General features: G+C 66.3%; 15 protein-coding genes. 9 read left to right on the top strand and 6 right to left on the bottom strand.

Annotation, left to right across the window (positions count from 1 at the left end; genetic code table 11):
• Positions 1–615 precede the first annotated feature (615 nt).
• The 3 genes from ACO05N_RS04080 (at position 616) to ACO05N_RS04070 (ending at position 3,437) form a co-directional block, all read left to right on the top strand.
• Positions 616–1,722, top strand: coding sequence for a phospholipase A (locus tag ACO05N_RS04080; RefSeq protein ID WP_422055911.1), 1,107 nt, complete (start codon positions 616–618; stop codon positions 1,720–1,722).
• Positions 1,723–1,751: 29 nt separating this feature from the next.
• The gene (locus ACO05N_RS04075; protein ID WP_422055910.1) at positions 1,752–2,297 is read left to right on the top strand and encodes a peroxiredoxin; all 546 of its coding nucleotides are present in this window, start codon (positions 1,752–1,754) and stop codon (positions 2,295–2,297) included.
• A 114-nt stretch (positions 2,298–2,411) separates the two neighbouring features.
• Positions 2,412–3,437 (top strand): GGDEF domain-containing protein, encoded by a 1,026-nt coding sequence (locus ACO05N_RS04070; protein WP_422055909.1) that lies wholly within the window; start codon positions 2,412–2,414, stop codon positions 3,435–3,437.
• Between the two features lie 429 nt (positions 3,438–3,866).
• Here the strand turns inward: ACO05N_RS04070 and ACO05N_RS04065 are convergent, their stop codons facing one another.
• A complete protein-coding gene (locus ACO05N_RS04065) occupies positions 3,867–4,346 on the bottom strand; it encodes a DUF421 domain-containing protein (RefSeq protein WP_422055908.1) in 480 nt (159 codons plus the stop codon).
• Positions 4,346–4,906 carry a hypothetical protein gene (locus tag ACO05N_RS04060; RefSeq protein ID WP_422055907.1) on the bottom strand — a complete coding sequence of 187 codons (561 nt, stop codon included), beginning with the start codon at positions 4,904–4,906 and terminating at the stop codon, positions 4,346–4,348. Before ACO05N_RS04060 ends, ACO05N_RS04065 begins: the two co-directional genes overlap by 1 nt.
• Positions 4,907–4,983: 77 nt before the next feature.
• Here ACO05N_RS04060 and ACO05N_RS04055 point away from each other — a divergent pair, with 77 nt between their 5' ends.
• From ACO05N_RS04055 to ACO05N_RS04045, 3 genes are read left to right on the top strand one after another with little or no spacing between them, the layout of a single operon-like run.
• Complete coding sequence (locus ACO05N_RS04055) at positions 4,984–5,835, top strand: SDR family oxidoreductase (RefSeq protein ID WP_422055906.1); 852 nt, start codon at positions 4,984–4,986, stop codon at positions 5,833–5,835.
• Positions 5,836–5,883: 48 nt separating this feature from the next.
• Positions 5,884–6,885 carry a threonine aldolase family protein gene (locus tag ACO05N_RS04050; protein ID WP_422058700.1) on the top strand — a complete coding sequence of 334 codons (1,002 nt, stop codon included), beginning with the start codon at positions 5,884–5,886 and terminating at the stop codon, positions 6,883–6,885.
• On the top strand, positions 6,882–7,811 hold the full coding sequence (locus ACO05N_RS04045; RefSeq protein WP_422055905.1) for a DMT family transporter: 930 nt from the start codon (positions 6,882–6,884) through the stop codon (positions 7,809–7,811). The genes ACO05N_RS04050 and ACO05N_RS04045 overlap by 4 nt, the downstream gene beginning before the upstream one ends.
• On the opposite strand, the gene ACO05N_RS04040 is transcribed toward ACO05N_RS04045, so the two are convergent.
• Both ACO05N_RS04040 and ACO05N_RS04035 read right to left on the bottom strand, forming a co-directional pair.
• Positions 7,721–8,545, bottom strand: coding sequence for an NAD(P)-dependent oxidoreductase (locus ACO05N_RS04040; protein WP_422055904.1), 825 nt, complete (start codon positions 8,543–8,545; stop codon positions 7,721–7,723). The genes ACO05N_RS04045 and ACO05N_RS04040 overlap by 91 nt on opposite strands.
• Before the next feature lie 24 nt (positions 8,546–8,569).
• A complete protein-coding gene (locus tag ACO05N_RS04035; protein WP_422055903.1) occupies positions 8,570–10,258 on the bottom strand; it encodes a M28 family metallopeptidase in 1,689 nt (562 codons plus the stop codon).
• A 103-nt stretch (positions 10,259–10,361) separates the two neighbouring features.
• Between ACO05N_RS04035 and pepN the strand changes: the two genes are divergently transcribed.
• Positions 10,362–12,974: an aminopeptidase N gene (gene pepN, locus ACO05N_RS04030; protein WP_422055902.1), complete on the top strand. Its 2,613-nt coding sequence runs from the start codon at positions 10,362–10,364 to the stop codon at positions 12,972–12,974.
• A 144-nt stretch (positions 12,975–13,118) separates the two neighbouring features.
• Here pepN and ACO05N_RS04025 read toward each other — a convergent pair whose 3' ends face one another.
• Positions 13,119–14,741, bottom strand: a complete 1,623-nt coding sequence (locus ACO05N_RS04025) for an alkaline phosphatase D family protein (protein ID WP_422055901.1) — start codon at positions 14,739–14,741, stop codon at positions 13,119–13,121.
• Between the two features lie 113 nt (positions 14,742–14,854).
• Here ACO05N_RS04025 and ACO05N_RS04020 point away from each other — a divergent pair, with 113 nt between their 5' ends.
• Both ACO05N_RS04020 and ACO05N_RS04015 read left to right on the top strand, forming a co-directional pair.
• Entirely contained in the window at positions 14,855–16,510 is a 1,656-nt protein-coding gene (locus tag ACO05N_RS04020) for a dipeptidyl-peptidase 3 family protein (RefSeq protein WP_422055900.1), read from the top strand.
• A gap of 88 nt (positions 16,511–16,598) precedes the next feature.
• Complete coding sequence (locus ACO05N_RS04015; protein WP_422055899.1) at positions 16,599–18,134, top strand: glycosyltransferase family 39 protein; 1,536 nt, start codon at positions 16,599–16,601, stop codon at positions 18,132–18,134.
• Here ACO05N_RS04015 and ACO05N_RS04010 read toward each other — a convergent pair.
• Entirely contained in the window at positions 18,124–19,305 is a 1,182-nt protein-coding gene (locus ACO05N_RS04010; protein WP_422055898.1) for a glycosyltransferase, read from the bottom strand. The genes ACO05N_RS04015 and ACO05N_RS04010 overlap by 11 nt on opposite strands.
• Between the last annotated feature and the right edge of the window lie 2 nt (positions 19,306–19,307).

The raw sequence follows: 19,307 nt of genomic DNA, 5'->3' as shown, positions 1-19,307 counted from the left end.
CATCAATTGTTCCGACGCTCCGGAGGCTCGTTCAATCGCATCACGGCTGGGTTCGACCTGATGCATGCGGGGGAAAGCATCCGCAGCGTCGTCGTGTTCTGACAGCCAGCGTGATCGTCGCGACGATCGCGGGTGGGTTGGGCGAAGTCGACCGAAAACCGGACTTTCGGCAAGGGGATACGCGAAGGTGGGGGCAGTTGCCCGCCGACTTTACGAAAGGCCGTGCCGTAGGGCTCGTCGTTAAGCTACCGCGTCCGGAATTCCCTTCGACGCGAAGGCTGATCGCATGACCGGGCTCGATATCGTGATCGTGTGCGCGGGGCATGGCGGGTCACAGGCGGCGATCGCGCTGCGCCAGGCCAAGTTCGAGGGGCGATCGCGATGATCGGTGAAGAACCCAAGCCTCCGTCTCCGCCACTCCCACCGCCTTCCCGCGGGCTTCAGCGATCCTCGTGTTGCTTCGGCATGGGCTAGGCAGCCATTCGATCAGCTTGTGTTTTGCCCAGGCGCTGGGCGACCCGCTTCGCGCTGCATCAGGGCCGCGCGGGTGTTGTCGGGCCGGCATGTGCGTTTCCGACTCGCAAACGTCATGCAGCGCTGGCATCTCGGTCCGCGATGCGAAGCCTCATCCTGTTCACCGCTGCCACGATGGCGTCGCCCGCTGCGGCGCAGCTGCGCGCCGTGCCGACCCAGCCGGAATCGGAAGCGGCGGCGCTGCGCGGGGTCGAGGTGATCCTGATCAACGAGGGTGCCGCCCCGGTCGCTGCGGACGGGCCGCGGACGATCGAGGTGACCGCCGCCGATGGCACGCGCCTGATCCTCGAACGCCTGCCCGCCCCTACGGCCACGATCGCTCCGGGCGCTTTTGCCAAGGCACGCTATGTTCCGACCGGCTACGCCGCCCGTCCGGTGACCAGGCCGCTGCCGGGTGCGCCGCTGCCTTCCGGGGTGGGCGCGCCCTGGACCGCCGACGCGCCCGCAGCCGCACCGCGCGGCGCTGAGGCCGATGAGCGTGAGACCCCGACATCCTCCGGTACGCGATCTGGCTTTCTCGACCGGTTCACGCCGCACGAACCCGTCTATGGCGCCTTCGGCCTGGGCGATTCGGGTGGCAAGCTGCAGCTCAGCTTTGCGTTCCAGCCGATCGGCGGCGACGGCGCGTTCAGCCATTTGCGCTTTGCCTATACCCAGACGATGTTCTGGCGGCTCGACCTCCCGTCCGGGCCCTTTGCCCACACCACCTATTCGCCCGAAGTCTATGTCGAGCGGGCAATCGATCCGAGCGCGACGATCGCCCTTGGCTGGCGGCATGACTCGAACGGCGAGGGACTGGCGACCTCGATTGATTCCAACCGCATCTTCCTGCGCGCGACCAAGGCGTTCGATCTGGGTGACAGCTGGCGCGCCGAGGTGACGCCCCAGGCCTGGGTCTATGTCGGCAAACAGGGGGTGGCGCCCGATCTCGACCGCTATTGGGGCAATGGCGCGCTGGGCCTCGCGCTGGTCAAGCCCGACAGCCTCAAGCTCGCACTGACCGTGCGCGGCAGTCCCGACAGCGGGCGCGGCGCGGCCGAGCTGTTCGCGTCCTACCCGCTCGCCCGGCTGCACGGCGATCTTGGCTTCTATCTCTTTGCCCAAGGCTTTACAGGCTATGGCGAAGCACTGGACGATCATCGCCGCCACGAAACCCATGCCCGGATCGGGATTGCGCTGACGCGGTAGACTGCCCGCCGACCTGTAGGAGAGATACGATGCGCCTGAAACTCGCTCTTGCCGCCCTGATGCTGCCGTTGACCATGCCGGCCAGCGCCGCACTTGCGCCGGGGGCCAAGGCGCCCGACTTCACCGCCAAGGGCGCGATCGCCGGGCGCGATTTCACCGTCCATCTGGCGAAACAGCTGAAAAAGGGGCCGGTCGTGCTCTATTTCTTCCCCGCCGCCTTCACGCCGGGGTGCAGCGCAGAGGCGGCGGCATTCGCTGCGGCGATCGACGATTTCAAGGCTGCAGGCGCGACGGTGATCGGCATGTCGGCCGATCCTGTGGATAAGTTGCGCGATTTTTCGGCCAAGGATTGTGCGGGCAAATTCCCGGTCGCCAGCGCCAGTGCGGATGTGATCCGGGGCTATGACGTCGCGCTGGGCCGCCAGATTCAGGGCCGCGATGCCACCAACCGCACCAGCTATGTCATCGCACCCAACGGCAAGATCATCTATGCGCACAGCGACCTCAGTCCGGCGGATCACGTGCGCAACACGCTCGCCGCCGTGCGCAACTGGCGTGCCGCCCAGAAACGCTGATTCGTTACGGGCATGACCCGTTTCACCGGATATTAGCAGTTTCCGGCGTAGGTCCGGTGACGAACGGAGCGGCGCGCAATGGGTTTGCGCTTTGGTAGGGCGGAGGACAGGTTGGTGAGGCTGGCGAGGGCGTCACGTACGGACGAGGCCGAGGATGCGGCGCGTCAGCTGTACGAGCGCATCGGCACGTTTCTGTTCGACCAGCGGCTCGAACCCAGCCCAGCCAACTTCGCCTTTGCCTGGCACCTGCTGCACGATCCCGCCGGCCCGCTTGCCAGAGCGGTCGAAAATCTGACCGAGGGCGGCGTCCGGCTGACTCAGCGCGACATCGAAGCGCTTGGCTGCGAACCGCCCGCCAACCCAGCCAAGTCGCGCGAAAAGGTCGACGGCTTGGTCGCCAAGACCCAGATGCAGGTCGAGGGCTTCCAGGACATGGTCCAGGCGATGCGCGCCGAGACCGCCGGTTTCGGCCGCGACCTGGCCGCGAGCGCCGACGCCATCCGGCGGTCGGGCGACGGGCCGATCGGCGTTGCCCTCGAGGAAGTATCGCGCATCACCGGCGCGATGCTCGAACGCGTCCACCGCGCCGAATCGCAGCTGGAAAGCGCAACGCGCGAGGCGAGCGAGCTGCGCAGCGCGCTCGAAGAAGCGCGCGACAATGCGCGCCGCGACGCGCTGACCGAATTGCCCAACCGGCGGGCGTTCGAGGAAGCGTTCTGCGCGCAGCAGGCGTCCGGCGCACGGTTGTGCATCGCCGTGTGCGACGTCGATCACTTCAAGTCGGTCAACGACCGGTTCGGGCATTCGGTCGGCGATCGAGTGTTGCGCACAATCGCACAGGCGCTGAGCGAAGTGTGTGTCGGCCATCTGGTTGCCCGGCACGGCGGCGAAGAATTCGCGATCCTGTTTTCCGGGATCGGCATCGCCAAGGCGCGCGACATCATGGAACATGCGCGGTCGATGGTTGCATCCAAACGTTACCGCCTGCGCGAATCCGACCTGCCGATCGGTGAAATCACCTTCTCGGCGGGTCTGACCCGCGTGCATATCGGCGAACCGCTCGCCGACAGCTTCTCGCGGGCCGACGCCAAGCTGTACGAAGCTAAACACGCTGGGCGTAACCGCATCATCGGTGGCTGAACCTTGGTAAAATGCGCCACGTCTACTGGCGATATTTCCCACATTGGTCCGCAATAAAATTGCAAATCCAGCTAAATCAACGGCTTAGAGAAACTGGCACGGTCCCTGCAATCCTACTTGCATCCCCGGCGGAATGATCCACCGGGAAGCAAAAGAGGGAAAACACATCATGGCACTCCGTTTCGAAAGCTTCGCCCGCTCCGCCGTCGCTCTGGTCGGCGCTGCTGCCTTCACCCTGATGATGGTCGCCAACACCGTCAGCCTCGGCCCGATCGCCTGATCCGCCGCATTCTTGCAGGGAGTAGATAAAATGGTTCGTCAGATTTTCGTCGCGCTCGTGTCGATCGGCCTCACCGCCGCCATGGTCGTCACCACCATCGCACCCCAGTCGGCAGGCTTCATCGCCTGACCGCGGGGTGCGCCCCCGCTTCACGCGGGCCGCGCATCCTCTGCCTTTGCGGGCTCGCCGTCCCCACGCTTGATGAAGCTGATCCGCCCCTCGGGTTCCAGGATCGCCCAGGCGACATCGCGGACCGACGCAATCCCCGCCAGCCGCATCTCCGATTCCAGTTCGCGCCGTGTCAGCCGGTCGCGCTTCATATTCGCCTCGATCAACGCCCCGTCGCGGATCAGCACGCGCGGCTCGCCCTCGATCGCCCGCTCGGCGCGCGGCCAGCGATAGCTGACCCAGCCGAGTACGCTCGCCCAAAAGGCAAAGGTCGCGATCGCCAGCGTCGCGCCGGTCAGGCTGAAATCATTATGCGTGACCCCCTGCTGGATCAGATCACCCAGCACCACCAGCATCACCAGCTCGAACGGGGTCATCTGGCCCAGCTCGCGCTTGCCCATCAGGCGCAATAGCCCGAACAGGATCGCGAACATCACGCTGGCGCGGATCACGATATCCATTAGGGCAGCACCGTGATGTCGAGCGGCAACGCCGCCAATTCGCGCTCGCCGTCCAGCACCGCGACCGTGCCCTCCGTGCCGGCGAACAGCGGCGGGTTGATCTGGCCATCGATCTTGATGATGAGTGTCTCGCCGGGCTTGAGCGGTCCATAGTCGAAGCGGAACGCTCCGTCCTTGAATGACTCTTCGGCGGGTGCGGGGATCATCGTGTTGATCGTCATGTCGCGCCACAGGGTCGCGTCGACCGCGATCACCGCCTTTGCGATCGGCGCGCGCGCGGTCACGCGGATCCGGGATTCGAAGAACTCGCCATTGCGGATCACCCGCGGGGTGCGCAGCTCAAGCTGCGCGGCCGGACCGGATACGACGATTGCTCGGGTCTTGCCGCCGCCGAACACGCCCGCCAGCGCCGCGATCATCAGCACGCTGAGCAGGATCAGCGCCAGCCAGCGCCGTCGTCCGCGCCCATAGCCGGTGGCCGGGTCGGCGTGCGCCGCGGCGATGCCGTCCGGAAATGAGGAGGAGGCGGTGGCGTCGTTCATCACGACCGTAACGAACATGCGCTCGCCCGGTTGCGCGGAACCGCCGGGTCCGCGCCCGGTTGATAGGACCGGGTGGGGACCAGATGGAGCGTAACATGGCCGACACCGCTGAAATGATTCACGAAGACGCGCTGCCGGGTGAGGAGCGGACGCTCGATCCCAAGCCGCAATGGCAGCCGCGCTACCCCGGCTCGGGCCGGCTGGACGGCAAGGTCGCCCTCATCACCGGCGCCGACAGCGGCATCGGCCGCGCCGTCGCCGCACTGTTTGCGCGCGAAGGTGCCGACATCGCCATCCTCTATCTGCTCGAAGATGCCGACGCCGAAGAGACGAAGCGCATCGTCGAGGCCGAGGGCCGCCGCGCGATCCTGATCAAGGCCGATGTCGGGTCAAAGAAGATGTGCGACCGCGCGGTTGAACAGACGATCGACGCTTTCGGACGGCTCGATGTCCTCATCAACAACGCCGGCGAACAGCACCCCGACAAGGACATTCGGGACATTACCGAAGAGCAATTGCTGCGCACGTTCCAGACCAACATCTTCGGCATGTTCTACCTGGTACAGGCCGCGCTTCCACACCTGAAATCTGGCGCTGCGATCGTCAATTGTACATCCGTGACCATGTATCAGGGCTCAGCCGAGCTGCTCGACTATTCGAGCACCAAGGGTGCGATCACCGCATTCACCCGCTCGCTGTCGGAAAATCTGATCGAGAAGAGCATTCGCGTGAACGCGGTGGCGCCCGGCCCGATCTGGACCCCGCTCAACCCCTGTGGCGGCGCCTCGCCGGAAAAGCTCGAAACCTTTGGCGAGGACACGCCGATGGGTCGCCCCGGGCAGCCTAATGAAGTCGCGCCCGCCTTCCTGTTCCTCGCCTGCGAGGATGCGAGCTACATGTCGGGACAGGTGCTGCATCCCAATGGCGGCATCATCGTCAATGGGTGACGCAAGGGCCGATTGACCGGGATCGCATGGCGGCGCATCTGGGCCGCCATGCGCTTCTTCTCCGACAACGCCGCCCCTGCCTGTCCCGAGGTGATCGCGGCACTCACCGCCGCCAATGTGCAGGACACCGCCTATGACGGCGACCGCTGGAGCGCGGCGCTCGATGCGCGGTTTTCGGCGCTGTTCGGGACCGATGTCGCGGTGCTGTGGGTGCCGACCGGCACCGCCGCGAATTGCCTCGCGCTCGCATCGCTCTGCCCGCCCTATGGCGGCGTGGTCTGCCATAGCGAGGCGCATATCCAGATGGACGAGGGCGGGGCGCCCGAATTCTACACGCACGGCGCCAAGCTCATGCTGGCCGAGGGGCCGGGCGCGAAGCTGACCCCCGACGCGATCCGTACGGTGCTCGACGCGGTGAAGCCGGGCGTCCACTGGGTCCAGCCGCACGCGATTTCGATCACCAACGCGACCGAATACGGACTGGCGTACAGCCCGGACGAGGTCGCTGCGATCGGCGACCTCGCGCGCAGTCGCAATCTGGCCCTCCACATGGACGGCGCGCGCTTCGCCAATGCGGTCGCGCATCACGACTGCGACCCCGCGGACGTGACGTGGCGCGCCGGGGTCGATGCACTGAGCTTCGGCTTCATCAAGAACGGCGGCATGGGCGCCGAGGCGCTGGTTTTCTTCCGCCCCGACCTTGCCGAAACCTGCAAGATGCGGCGCAAGCGCGCGGGTCATCTCCAGTCCAAGGGCCGCTATCTCGCGGCGCAGCTGATCGCGATGCTCGACGACGATGTCTGGCTGCGCAACGCGCGCGCCGCCAATGCCGGGGCAGCGTTGCTGGGGCAGGCCGCGCCGCACCGGCTGGCCCACCCGGTCGAATCCAATGCCGTGTTCGTGCGGCTAAGCCCCGAGGAGGCTGCATCGCTGCGCGCGCAAGGCTTCGACTTTTACGACTGGGGCGTGGGGGAGGCGCGTTTCGTCGTCGCCTGGGATCAGGACGAAGCGGCGGTCGCCCCACTCGCAGCGGCGCTCGCCGCGCTGTGAGCGAAGGCGCACCAGCGGCCCCACGGCCCAATTCGACGCGGCTCGCGGTGCTGATCCCGTTCGGCATTGTCACGCTGATCTGGGGATCGACCTGGCTGGTGATCACCGGCCAGCTGGGCGTGGTGCCGCCGACCTGGTCGGTCACCTATCGCTTCCTCGTCGGCGGGATCGCGATGCTCGCCTGGGCGGCATGGTCGCGTCAGCCCTTGTGGATCGATGCGCGCGGCATGGGGTTCGCGGCGTTGCTCGGCCTGATGCAGTTCGTGCTCAACTTCAACTTTGTCTATCGCGCGGAGATGCACGTCACCTCCGGCCTGGTCGCCGTGGTGTTCGCGCTGCTGCTCGTGCCCAACGCGATCCTGTCGCGCATCTTCCTTGGCCAGCGCATGGGACGGCAGCTGCTGGTCGGATCGGTGGTGGCGGTGACCGGCGTAGCGCTGCTGTTCGTGCATGAGCTTCGCCGCGATCCGGCGGGAGCGGGCGAAGTCTATTATGGCATCGGCCTGACCCTGATCGGCGTGTTCTGCGCTTCGGTCGCCAATGTGATGCAGGCGACCGAGACGTCGAAATGCTATCCCATGGCGACGATGATCGCCTGGGCGATGCTGCTCGGCGCGACGATGGATGGCGCCTTCGCCTGGATCACGACCGGCCCGCCGGTGTTCGAATGGACCGCGACCTATATCGCCGGCGTGCTGTATCTCGGCGTCGTCGCGTCCGCCGTGGCTTTTCCGCTTTATTTCGGGATCATTCGCATAATCGGCCCGGCCAAGGCGGCCTATTCCAGCGTGCTGATCCCGGTGATCGCGATGCTACTCTCGACGATCTTCGAGGGTTATCGCTGGTCGCTGTTGGCGGGAGCGGGTGCGGCGCTGGCCGGAATCGGGCTGGTCGTCGCGCTCAAGGCGCGCAGGCCGGCGCGATAATCGGGAAAGCGCGGCGACCAGTTTAGTACGCGCTTCGCCTTGCCGTTCGCGACACGGCGATTCTCGGCATAGAAGGCGCGCGCTTGCGGCGACAGCTGCGCCTCGGCGAGCGGGACCAGCGGCGGGACGGGCAGCCCGAGCAGGCGGCATCCGAACGCGATCACCTCGGACTGCGGCGCGGGCTCGTCGTCGGACAGGTTATAGGCCCCGGGCGGTGCATCGAACCCGGCAATGACCCCGGCGGCGAGGTCGGAGACGTGAATCCGGCTGAATATCTGTCCCGGCACGTCGATCCGCCGCGCCTCACCCGCGCGGATGCGGTCGAGCGGTGAGCGGCCCGGGCCATAGATGCCGGGTAGGCGAAACACCCGCGCGCCCAGCTCCAGCCAAGCCGTATCCGCCGCCGCGCGCGCGGTGCGGCGCCCGGTGCCGGTCGGTGCGCTCTCATCCACCCACGCGCCTTGGGCGTCGCCATAGACCCCGGTCGAGGAGAGATAGCCGAGCCACGCCCCGCTCTTGCTGAGCTCGGCACCATAGGTCGCGAGCACCGGATCGGCCTCGCCCGGCGGGACCGAGGAGAGGATATGCGTCGCCTGGGCGATCTCAAACCGCACCCGGTCGGCATCGTCAAAGGCGAGGTTGCCCGCGCTGCCCGTCGCGACGATCCGCGCGGCGGGCAATGCGGCGGCAATGTGCCCCGCGCTGTACCCAAGGCCGAAGATCAGGAGGCGCATCACGCCTCTCCGATCCGGTTCAACTCACTTCGCGCCATAACCGTTATAGAGCGTCCCGAAGAAATCGCCCTTCTTCCATGCCGGGCGCTGGTCCGCGTCGGCGATCTCGCGCGCGATTGCGTAGTTGGCCTCGATGAAGCGCACACCCTGATCCCACAGGATTTCGGGGTTGGTGATCTCGTCCGACGGGCGATGATAGCGGCTCGCCAGGAAGCGGTCGAACGCCTCACGGCCGACGCCCGCCATGCCCGGCCACAGGAATACCGACGGGATTCCCTGCTGGACGAAGCGATAATGATCCGAACGCACGAAGAAGCCCTGTTCGGGCATCGGATCGATGCCGACACCGACGCCGACCGTGGCGGTGGCGCGGGCCACGGTTTCGCCCAGTGTCGAGCGTGCTGCGCCGAATGCGATCATGTCTTCGAACTTGTACGTGATCACCGGCATATCGAGATTGACGTTTGCGACGATCTTGTCCTTGGGGACGGTCGGATTTTGCGCGAAATAGTCGGCGCCGATCAGCCCCTTTTCCTCCGCCGTCACGGCCAGGAACATTACAGACCGGCGCGGGGCTTTGCCCGAATCGCGAAAGCGCTTGGCCTCCTCGATCAGCGAGGCGATGCCCATCGCATTGTCCATCGCGCCGTTATAGATGGTGTCGCCCTTCGCATCGGCGCGGCCGACGCCGACATGGTCGAGATGCGCGGTCAGCACGACCACTTCATCCTTCAGCTTGGGATCGCTGCCCGGGATGATCCCGGCGACGTTGCTGCTCATCACCATCTTGCGCTCGGTCTTGAGCGCGGCGGCCAGCGTCGCGCGCGTCGCAAAGGACTTGAGCACCGGCTTGCCGTCCGCAACCGCCTTGGCCGCGGCGGCCCAGCCCTTGTCGTCACCGAACAGCTTGGCCGCGCCCGCCGTGCTCAGCGATGCCAGCGTCGGCGTGCCCTTGGCAGGCAGATGGCCATTGCCCTGCGCATCGGCCCAGGTCATCCGCCACTCGTCCCAAAGATCGACCATCTGCGCGAACGGGCGGCGCGATCCCGGCGTTTCCAGCAGGATCACGCCCGCTGCACCCTTGCTCGCCGCGATCGCCGCCTTGTTGGCGTTGCTGCCGAAATGCGCGCGCTCCTCGCCGTCAAAATTGCCGGGCGCGCCGCCGAAGATCGCGACGATCTTCCCCTTCACATCGACGCCCTTGTAATCGTCGCGCTTATACTGCGGGGCGACGATGCCATAGCCGGCGAACACCACGCCGGCGTCGATCAGCGTGCTCAGCTTTTCGGGGTTCGCGCCGGGGATATAGTCCTTGCCGAACTCCAGCGTGACCGGTGTGCCGCCGCGCGTGACGGTCAGCGTCCCCTTGTCGGCGGGGCGGAAACTGAGCAGCGGGACGGCCTGGAGGTAGCTGCCATCGTCGCCTGCCGGACGCAGGCCGGCGGCATAATATTGCGATGCCACATATTGCGCCGCGATGTCATATTCGGGCGACCCGGCGTCGCGGCCCTTCATCGCGTCCGACGCGAGGAACATGACGTGCGCCTTCATCGCGGCTTCGGCGGGCGGCAGCGGCGCGTTGAGGCGAGCATTATCCTCGACGCGCGTGTCGGCGGGTGCCTTGGCATCCTGCGCCAATACGGCGGGGGACAGGGTGATCAGCGAAAAGGCGATCGTCGAACGCAACAGGCGGGATTTGATCAAGGCTTTCAACTTCCGATTGAACCAGCGGATGGGTTGAGGCGTAGCATTCCGACGATACGCCGCAATCGAATTTCGCGTGCCGTCACCCGCGCCCGCGCGTAAAGGCTTTGTCATGATCGACGCTCTCGACGCTACGCCCGCCCTGCAGCCCCGCGTGATCCGCCGTGCGGATTATGCTCAGCCCGACTGGCTGGTGCCCGACATCGATCTCGATTTCGACCTTGCGCCGGGCGGCACCCGCGTCCGCGCGCGGCTGTCGGTGACGCGCAACGGCGCGCATGATCGCCCGCTGCGGCTCGACGGTGACGCGCTGACCCCGCTCGCGGTGCGCGTCGATGGCGGTGAAGCGGCGTGGCGCATGGACGGCCCGACGCTGGTCATCGACCTGCCCGGCGACGCACACGCGATCGAGACCGAGGTCGAGATCGTACCCGACCGCAACAGCCAGTTGATGGGCCTCTACGCCTCGGGCGGCAATCTGTGCACCCAGTGCGAGGCGGAGGGCTTCCGCCGCATCACCTTCTTCCCCGACCGGCCCGACGTGCTGTCGCGCTATCGCGTCAGGATGACGGCGGACAAGGCGCGCTACCCCGTGCTGCTCGCCAATGGCGACCCGGTGGCACAGGGCGAGGGCGAAGGCGGCAAGCACTGGGCCGAATGGCACGACCCCTTCCCCAAGCCGAGCTATTTGTTCGCGCTGGTCGCGGGCGATCTCGCCGCCAATCGCGCGACCTTCACCACCGCCAGCGGGCGTGAAGTCCAGCTCGCCATCTGGGTGCGCGAAAAGGATCTGGCGAAGACCGACCACGCGCTCCACGCGCTCAAGCTCAGCATGGCGTGGGACGAACGCGTCTATGGCCGCGAATATGACCTCGACGTGTTCAACATCGTCGCGGTTGATGATTTCAACTTCGGCGCGATGGAGAATAAGGGGCTGAACATCTTCAACAGCCGCTACATCCTCGCCGACCCCGATACCGCGACCGATTACGACTATGACGCGGTCGCCGCCGTGGTCGCGCACGAATATTTCCACAACTGGTCGGGCAACCGCGTCACCTGTCGCGACTGGTTCCAGCTTTCTCTCAAGGAAGGCTTCACCGTCTATCGCGACCAGTGTTTCTCCGCTGATCAGGGCTCGGCCGCGGTCAAGCGGATCGAGGATGTGCGCGGCCTGCGCGCCGCGCAATTCCCGGAGGATGCCGGGCCGCTCGCGCACCCGGTGCGCCCGGACGACTATATCGAGATCAGCAACTTCTATACCGCGACCATCTACAACAAGGGGGCCGAGGTGATCCGCATGATCGCCACGATCCTGGGCCCGCAGAAGTTCCGCGCGGGCAGCGACCTGTATTTCGACCGGTTCGACGGCACGGCGGCAACGTGCGAGGATTTCGTCGCGTGCATGGAAGAGGCGAGCGGCGTCGATCTGACCCAGTTCCGCCTGTGGTATTCGCAGGCCGGTACCCCGCGCGTCTCGGCCAGCCTTGAGCATGACGCGGATGGCGCGCGCGCCACGCTGACGCTGCGCCAGAGCGTACCGCCGACCCCGGGCCAGCCGGTCAAGCAGCCGATGCTGCTGCCGCTGCGGATCAAATTGTTCGGCAGCGACAGCACCGCGCCGCTCGTCGACGAACGGCTGGTGCTGCTGGATGCGGCCGAGACGCAGATCCGCTTCGACGGCGTGAGCGAGCGCCCGGTGCTGTCGGTCAATCGCGGCTTTTCGGCGCCGGTGATCGTCGACACCAACCGCAGCGCCGCGGACCTCGCCTTCCTCTCGGCGCATGACGACGATCCCTTCGCCCGGTACGAGGCGATGCAACAGCTGATGCTCGACACGTTGGTCGGCGCGGTGACCAAGGGGCATGTCGATCACGCCCCGGTCATCGCGGCGGTGGCGAACACGCTCGCCGATCCCACGCTCGACCCGGCCTTCGTCGCCGAAGCGGTGTTGCTTCCTTCGGACAGCTTCATCGGCGACCAACTCGCGGTGGTCGATCCCGAATTGATCTTCCAGAAGCGCGAGGCGCTGCGCCGCGACCTTGGCCGCGCGCTCGAAGCGCAGTGGCGCACCCTGTATGAGGGCGTGCGCGCCAACCGCTTCGAATATTCGCCGGCGGGGAAGGGCGCGCGACGGATCAAGTCGGTCGCGCTCGGCTATATCAACGCCAGTGGTGCGGCGGACGGGCCGGAGCTGGCGTTCGCGCAGTTCGAGGCGGCGGACAACATGACCGACCGTCAGGGCGGGCTGATGGCGCTCGCCAACCTCACCGCCGACGCTGCCGATGCGCGGCGCGTTGCGGCGCTCGACATCTTCTATCAGCGCTATCGCGACAACAGCCTCGTGCTGGACAAGTGGTTCCAGACCCAGGCGCTGTCGACCCGGCCCGACACGCTGGCGGCGGTGCAGGAACTGGCGCAGCATCCGGACTTCACCCTCGCCAATCCCAACCGCGCGCGCGCCTTGGTCGGCGCGTTCGCGGTCAATCAGCGCGCGTTCCACGGCGTCGATGGCGGCGGCTATCGCTTCGTCGCCGACCAGCTGATCGCGCTCGACAAGCTCAACCCGCAGACCGCGGCCAAGCTGGTCCCCCCGCTTGGCCGCTGGCGCCGGTTCGACGCCGCGCGCGCGGCCAAGATGCGCGCCGAGCTCGAGCGGATCCTCGCCCAGCCGGGGCTGAGCAAGGACATGACCGAACAGGTGAGCAAGAGCCTGGAGGGCTGACCCTATCCTCCCCCGCCAGGGGGAGGAGTCGCTGAAAGCGACGGAGGGGGGGCGGCTATGTGCCTGAGCCGCTTGCGTCGTGCTTTGGCCGCCGCCGTCACGCTATGCGTGCCACCTCCCCCTTGCGGGGGAGGGTTGTGGCGGTCACGCCATTACATTCCGTCCGCGCGTCACCGTCGCGCTATGCCCGATCCGTGCGGTCTTGCTCGGCGTCAGCACCGTGTCGACGAATATCCAGTCGTTGCGCACGCTGTTCGGCGTGACCGTGACCGCCATATAGCCGCGGTTCGACGTGTCGCACCATTTGAGCTCGAGATTCCCCTCGACTAGCGCGCGGGCGACCATGTTGGGATCGACCTTGATCGACCCTTCATAGCCGGGCGAGCTGACCGACTGGCCGGCGAACTCGACGCCGGCGGGCTTGCCATCCTGCGCCAGGTCATAGGCCCAGGCATTGTGGCTGTCCCCGGCCAGCACGATCAGGTTCGCGCCCATCGCCTGCGCCGAGGAGAGAAAGCGTTCGCGTGCGGCAGGATAGCCGCCCCAATTGTCGAAATTCATCGGCAGCCCTGCGGCGCTGAGCGCCACTCCTGCCTGGACATAGCGTTTCGCGCGCTCCGGCGCGTCGGGGGCGAGCCATTCGCCGGCCTGGCGCGGGGTCATCGTCTTGCCCATGATCGTGCCGAAGCCGACCATCTGCCAGCGCGTCCCGGCCTTGACCGACCGCGCCATCTCCTGCGCGAGCCAGGCTTCCTGTTCCCAGCCCATCATCGTCATCGCCTTGTCCTGCCACGGACCGTCGCGGAACGCGGCGATGGCGGCGGCGGAATCGGGCGCCATGAACAATGCGGCGGCTTCGGGCGGCTTGGTGCGGCCGATCAGCCGGGTTTCGGTGCGGAACAGCGTCGCCAGCGATCCGATCGCATAGACCTTCCACGGCTCATCCGAAACCGGCATCCATTCGCGCCACGCCTGGAACGCTGCGGCCTTGCGGATCGCCCAGTCGCCTTCGTTCGGCTGGTGGTTCTGCGCGCCACCTTCCCAGCTGTCATTGGTCGATTCATGGTCGTCCCACTGGACAATCATCGGCTTGGCGGCATGCAGCGCGGCAAGGTCGGGGTCGGCGCGATAGCTGGCATAGCGCAGGCGATAGTCGGCGAGGTGGATGATCTCCCCATCGGGCAATGGCCAGCGCCCGCCGACCGCGCCGGATGCGGGCGCGTATCCGCCCTTCTGATACTCATAGATATAGTCGCCAAGATGGACGGCGAGATCGATGTCGTCGCGCGCCGCGGCATGGCCATAGGCGTTGAAATAGCCAAAGGGCAGGTTGGAGCAGGAGAAGACCGCGATGCCGAAGCGCGCCGCGCTGCCCTGGGGCAGCGTTCTGGTGCGGCCGACCGGCGAGAAGCTGCCATCCGGCGCGACAAAGCGGTAGAAATAGCGCGTCCCGGGCTGGAGCCCGGTCACCGTGATCTTGCTGGTCCAGTCACGCCACGGGCCGGTGATCGCCTCCCCGCCTGCAACGATCCTGGCGAAGTCGGCGCTTGCCGACACTTCGACCCGCAGCTTCGCCGAATCGCCCTTGGCGACATAGCGCGTCCAGAGCAGCATCGACGTGGCCGACGGCTCGCCGCTCGCGACATTGTGGGTGAAGCCGTCGGCGCTCCAGTTCGGCCCCTGTGCGGCAAAGCCCGGGATCGCATAGGCGCCAAGGCCCAGCGTGCCGGTGAGGATCAGCGAGCGGCGATCGATGCGAAATGTCATGGCGGCGTCTCCGGTGAATGCCAGTCCCTTGGCGCGCATGCATGTCCGGTTCGTGACAGTTCATCTTTGCGGGTCTAGACCGCGGTACAGCTGATCGTATCCGGAGTGACCTTATGCGCCGACTCGCGCTCACCGCCCTGCTTCTCGCCACGACCGCCTGCGGCGGCTCGCCCGAGGGCAATCAGACCGTCGCGCAGGGCGAAGGCTATGACCTTGCCGCCCAAAAGGCAAAGCTTGCGGTCATCGAGATGCAGACCGACACCAGCTTCCTCACCGCCGAGGAGCGGCAGGTGGTCAATCTGCTGATCCAGGCGTCGAACGTCATGTCCGACATCTACCGCGCCCAGCGCGATGCGAACTGGCGTCAGACGCGCGCGGCGATCGCCAAGGAAGGCGATGCGCTCAAGCTGGAGATGGTCGATCGCTATTTCGGGCCATGGGACGAACTGGCTGACAAGCGCGCCTTCTGGGGCAGCGGGTCGATGCCCGAGGGGGCGGGTTTCTACCCGACCGATCTGACGCGCGAGGCGTTCGACGCCTATCTCGCCGCCAATCCGGGGGAGAAGGCGGCGCTGACCAGCCCCTACACGGTGGTGGTGCGCGACGGGGCCAAGCTCAAGGCGATCCCCTATTCGGTTGCGTACAAGCCAGAGCTGACCAAGGCGGCGGCGCTACTGGATCAGGCGGCGGCGATTACCACCAATCCCAGCCTCAAGAAATTCCTGTCGCTGCGGGCCAAGGCGTTCCTGACCGACGATTATTACGAGTCGGAACTGGCGTGGATGGACCTCAAGGATACCCCGATCGAGGTCGCGATCGGGCCGTATGAGGTCTATACCGACCGGCTCCACGGCCAGAAGACCGCGTTCGAGAGCTTCGTGACGCTGAAAGACCCCAAGGAGTCCGCCGCGCTCGACAAGTACAAGCGCTATCTGCGCGACATGGAGGCGAACCTTCCGGTCGACGACGGGATGAAGAACTTCCAGCGCGGCTTTGAATCGCCGATCGCCGTGGCCGAGCAGATTCGCGGCGGCGGCGACAATGTGCCGGGCGTCCAGACCATCGCCTTCAACCTGCCCAATGACGAACGCGTACGCGAGGCGAAGGGCGCAAAGAAGGTGATCCTGTCCAATGTGCTGGGCGCGAAGTACGACCGCATCCTCGCGCCCATGGCCCCGCTGGTGCTGGTTCCCGACCAGTCGAAGCTGGTGGTGAAGAAATATATGCAGCTCGGCACGCTGTTCCACGAACTGTCGCACAGCCTGGGGCCGGGGACGATCACCGTCGCGGGCAAGAAGACCACGGTGAGCGAGGCGCTGAAGGATCAGGCGTCGGCGCTGGAAGAGGCGAAGGCCGACGTCATGGGTGCGTGGAACATCCTGTTCATGATGGACAAGGGCGAGATTCCGGCGGCGGAAAAGTCGCAGCTGTTCGCGACCTATCTCGCCGGGACCTTCCGTTCGATGCGCTTCGGGATCGAAGAGGCACATGGCCGCGGCGCGGCGATGCAATATGGCTATCTGAAAGCGAAGGGCGCGTTCGCGTGGGATGCGAACGCCGGTCGCTACCGCATCGACAATGCCAGGTTCGAAACCGCCTTGCGTGACCTGCTGCGCGACATGATCGTGCTCCAGCATAACGGCGACTATGCCGGCACCAAGGCATTCATGGCAAAATGGGCGGTGCTCGATGATCCGGCAAAGCGCGTGATCGCGTCGATGTCCGCGATTCCCGTCGATATCCGACCGATCTATCCCGACGCGGTTTAGGTCCTGGCCGACGCCCCCCTTGTCAGCTGGGGGGCAATCGGGGAAGGGCAGCTCCCTTGCCGATCGCGATGGTCTGGAAAGGGGTTTGGTGTCGGTCACTAAGGGTTCCCGCGCGGCGGCATCGCCGGTCCATTTCGTGCAATCGGACCGCATGGTGCTGGCGCTGCTCGCGTTGCTTGCCGTCGCCGCGCGCTTTGTCACCTACGGCAATCCGGCGCTTGGCTTTGACGAGCAATTCTACCTGCTCGTCGGCGATCGCATGGTCCGGGGCGAGTTGCCCTATGTCGATATCTTCGACCGCAAGCCGATCGGCATCTTCCTGATCTATGCGGGCGTCCGCTGGCTCGGCGGGGAGGGGTTCGTCCAGTACAAGCTGGTTGCGACATTGTTCGTGATCGCAACCGCGTGGCTGATCTACCTGCTCGCGCGTCAGCGTGCCGAGCGCTGGGGCGCCGGTCTTGCCGCCGCGCTCTACATCCTGTGGCTCAACCTGATGGAGGGGGAGGGCGGGCAGACCCCGGTCTTCTACAATCTGCTGGTGGTCGGCGCGGCGTGGCAGCTGTTCGCGGCGATGCGTGCGCCCGAACGGCTGGTGCCGCGCGGGGCGCTGGCGCTGCTGCTGATCGGCCTCGCGCTCCAGATCAAATACACCGTGGTGTTCGAAGGCATGTTCTTCGGCCTCGCCTTTCTGTGGCTTGCTTGGCAGCAGCGCATGGCATGGAGCCGGTTCGTCGCCTTTGCCGCCGCCATGGTCGCGCTGGCGCTCCTCCCGACGACGCTCGTTCTCCTCTATTTCTGGGCAGTGGGGGAGGCCGAGGCGTTTATCTTCGCCAATTTCCTGTCGATCTTCGGTCAGGGCAAGGGATCGATGGCGGTACAGCTGCCCAAGCTTGCCGAGGTCAGCGCACTGTTCCTGCCGTTGGGCGTGATCGCGTGGTTTGGCCGGGGTGCGTTGCGGACCGACCTGCTCCGCCATGACTCGCGCATGCTTCGCCTATGGGTGGTGACTGCTGCGTTCGGCGTCCTCGTCTATTGGCGCTTCAACAGCCCACATTACGCGATTCCCCTGCTATTGCCGTTCTGCCTGCTGCTCGCCCCGGCGCTCGACGCGCGCCGCCGGCTGGGCGCGGCGATCGCGCTGATCGTGCTGGTCGCCGGCCAAGTGGTGCAGATCCACCTGATCGCGATCAAGGGCGGTAACGACGCCATGCGTGCGGTTGCAGCAGCAGCCAAGCCGAAGGACAGCTTCATCTTCGTCTATAACGGCTATCCCGGCCTCTACATGATGACCGGATCACCGATGCCGTCGCGCTGGTCCTTCCCCGGGCATTTCAATGCGCAGGACGAGAATAATCCCCGCGCGCTGGGCGTCGATCCGCTGGTCGAGACGCGGCGGATCCTCGACGCCGGCCCGGACGCGATCGTCGATACCTTCCCGCCCTATGGCCTGGGCAATCGGGAAACGCGCGCGCTGCTGCATCGCGTTGTGGCGGAACGCTATCGCCCGGTGCTGTGCGTCGCGACCCGCGACCGCACGCGCGTGATCTATCGCCTGAAGCGCGAACCCTGGCCCGTCGATCTCAGCGCGTGTCGCCCCGAGGTTTTCGTACCCGTCAAACCCTGACCGACTGCGGCGGCTGCGCCAGCCAGCGGGAATAGAGTTCGACCAGCGCGATTGCATGGTCGCGGTCGGACAGCACCGCGCCCGCCGCCTGCCGCGCGGCGGCGCGCAGCGCCACCGGGTCGCGCGCGAACAGGCGCTGGATCGCATCGGCACAGGAGCGTGCGTCGCGCGCGCGATAGGTTTCGGCAAAGGCGGGGTCCGCGACTTCGGCGCAGCCCCCCTCGTCCGGCACGATCAGCGGAAGGCCACTCGCCAGCGCCTCGCTCGCCACCAGTCCGAACGGCTCCTGATCCGATCCATGGATGAACGCGTCGGCGCTGGCGAGGATTCGGCTGAACCGGTCGCGGTCATAGACCGGGCGGAACAGGCGGATATGGCGATTGCCCCCGATCTGCCGCTCCAGCGCCTCGCTCTGCGGCCCCTGACCAAGCAGCATCAGCCCCACCGGGATCTCCGCTCCGGCCGCCTGCACTGCGTCGATGACCAGCGGCCAGCGCTTTTCCTTGTGGTGACGGCCAAGGCCGATGAGCAAATGCCCCTCTGGCGGCAGATCGAGTTGCGCCAGCATCGATGCGCGCAACGCTTCGTCGCGCAGGTCGGGCGAGAAATGGGTGCGATCGATCCCCAGCGGCATCGCCGCGTCGACGCGCAGCCCGCGCGCCCGATAGCGCTTGGCCAGCGCCGGTCCGTTGGTCACGAACGCGTCGTACTTGCCCAGGAACTTGTCCATGTAGCGGGTGTACCAGCCGAAGATCCGCTCGATCCGCTCGGGGCTGGCAACGCCCTCGAGCCAGCGATGCGGATAGGCCCCCATATTGTCGTTATGCGCGAAGAAGATCTTGAGCGCGTCACCCTGCCAGTCGCCGATGAACCACGCCGGGCGCCAGGGCGAGCTGTTCTCCACGACATCGGGCCGGAGCTGGTCGAGCAGCCGCGTGACTGCGCCGGGATCGTTGAACAGCCAGTAATTGCGGTCGAGGATCAGCGGAGGCGACTTGACCCAGTAGATGCGGCCGCCATCCGCGCGATCCTCGATCCGGTCCTCGTGGAACGGGGCGATGACGGTCAGTTCATGGCCGAGTTCCGCCATGATCCGGACCTTGCGGTCGAGATAAGTGCGGACGCCGCCGCCGGTCGGCGAATAATATTCGTTGACGTCGACGATCCGCACCA

This window comes from Sphingomonas sp., assembly GCF_965227385.1.
Lineage (GTDB): Bacteria > Pseudomonadota > Alphaproteobacteria > Sphingomonadales > Sphingomonadaceae > Sphingomonas.
The sequence above is the reverse complement of the archived record's forward strand: the minus strand, read 5'-3'. Positions and strand labels throughout refer to the sequence as shown.

Excerpts from the sequence above, each read along its gene's own strand:
- ACO05N_RS04080 (WP_422055911.1), top strand. The coding sequence starts at position 616 with ATGCGAAGCCTCATCCTGTTCACCGCTGCCACGATGGCGTCGCCCGCT.
- ACO05N_RS04075 (WP_422055910.1), top strand. The coding sequence starts at position 1,752 with ATGCGCCTGAAACTCGCTCTTGCCGCCCTGATGCTGCCGTTGACCATG.
- ACO05N_RS04065 (WP_422055908.1), bottom strand. The coding sequence starts at position 4,346 with ATGGATATCGTGATCCGCGCCAGCGTGATGTTCGCGATCCTGTTCGGG.
- ACO05N_RS04060 (WP_422055907.1), bottom strand. The coding sequence starts at position 4,906 with ATGTTCGTTACGGTCGTGATGAACGACGCCACCGCCTCCTCCTCATTT.
- ACO05N_RS04055 (WP_422055906.1), top strand. The coding sequence starts at position 4,984 with ATGGCCGACACCGCTGAAATGATTCACGAAGACGCGCTGCCGGGTGAG.
- ACO05N_RS04050 (WP_422058700.1), top strand. The coding sequence starts at position 5,884 with ATGCGCTTCTTCTCCGACAACGCCGCCCCTGCCTGTCCCGAGGTGATC.
- ACO05N_RS04040 (WP_422055904.1), bottom strand. The coding sequence starts at position 8,545 with ATGCGCCTCCTGATCTTCGGCCTTGGGTACAGCGCGGGGCACATTGCC.
- pepN (WP_422055902.1), top strand. The coding sequence starts at position 10,362 with ATGATCGACGCTCTCGACGCTACGCCCGCCCTGCAGCCCCGCGTGATC.
- ACO05N_RS04025 (WP_422055901.1), bottom strand. The coding sequence starts at position 14,741 with ATGACATTTCGCATCGATCGCCGCTCGCTGATCCTCACCGGCACGCTG.
- ACO05N_RS04020 (WP_422055900.1), top strand. The coding sequence starts at position 14,855 with ATGCGCCGACTCGCGCTCACCGCCCTGCTTCTCGCCACGACCGCCTGC.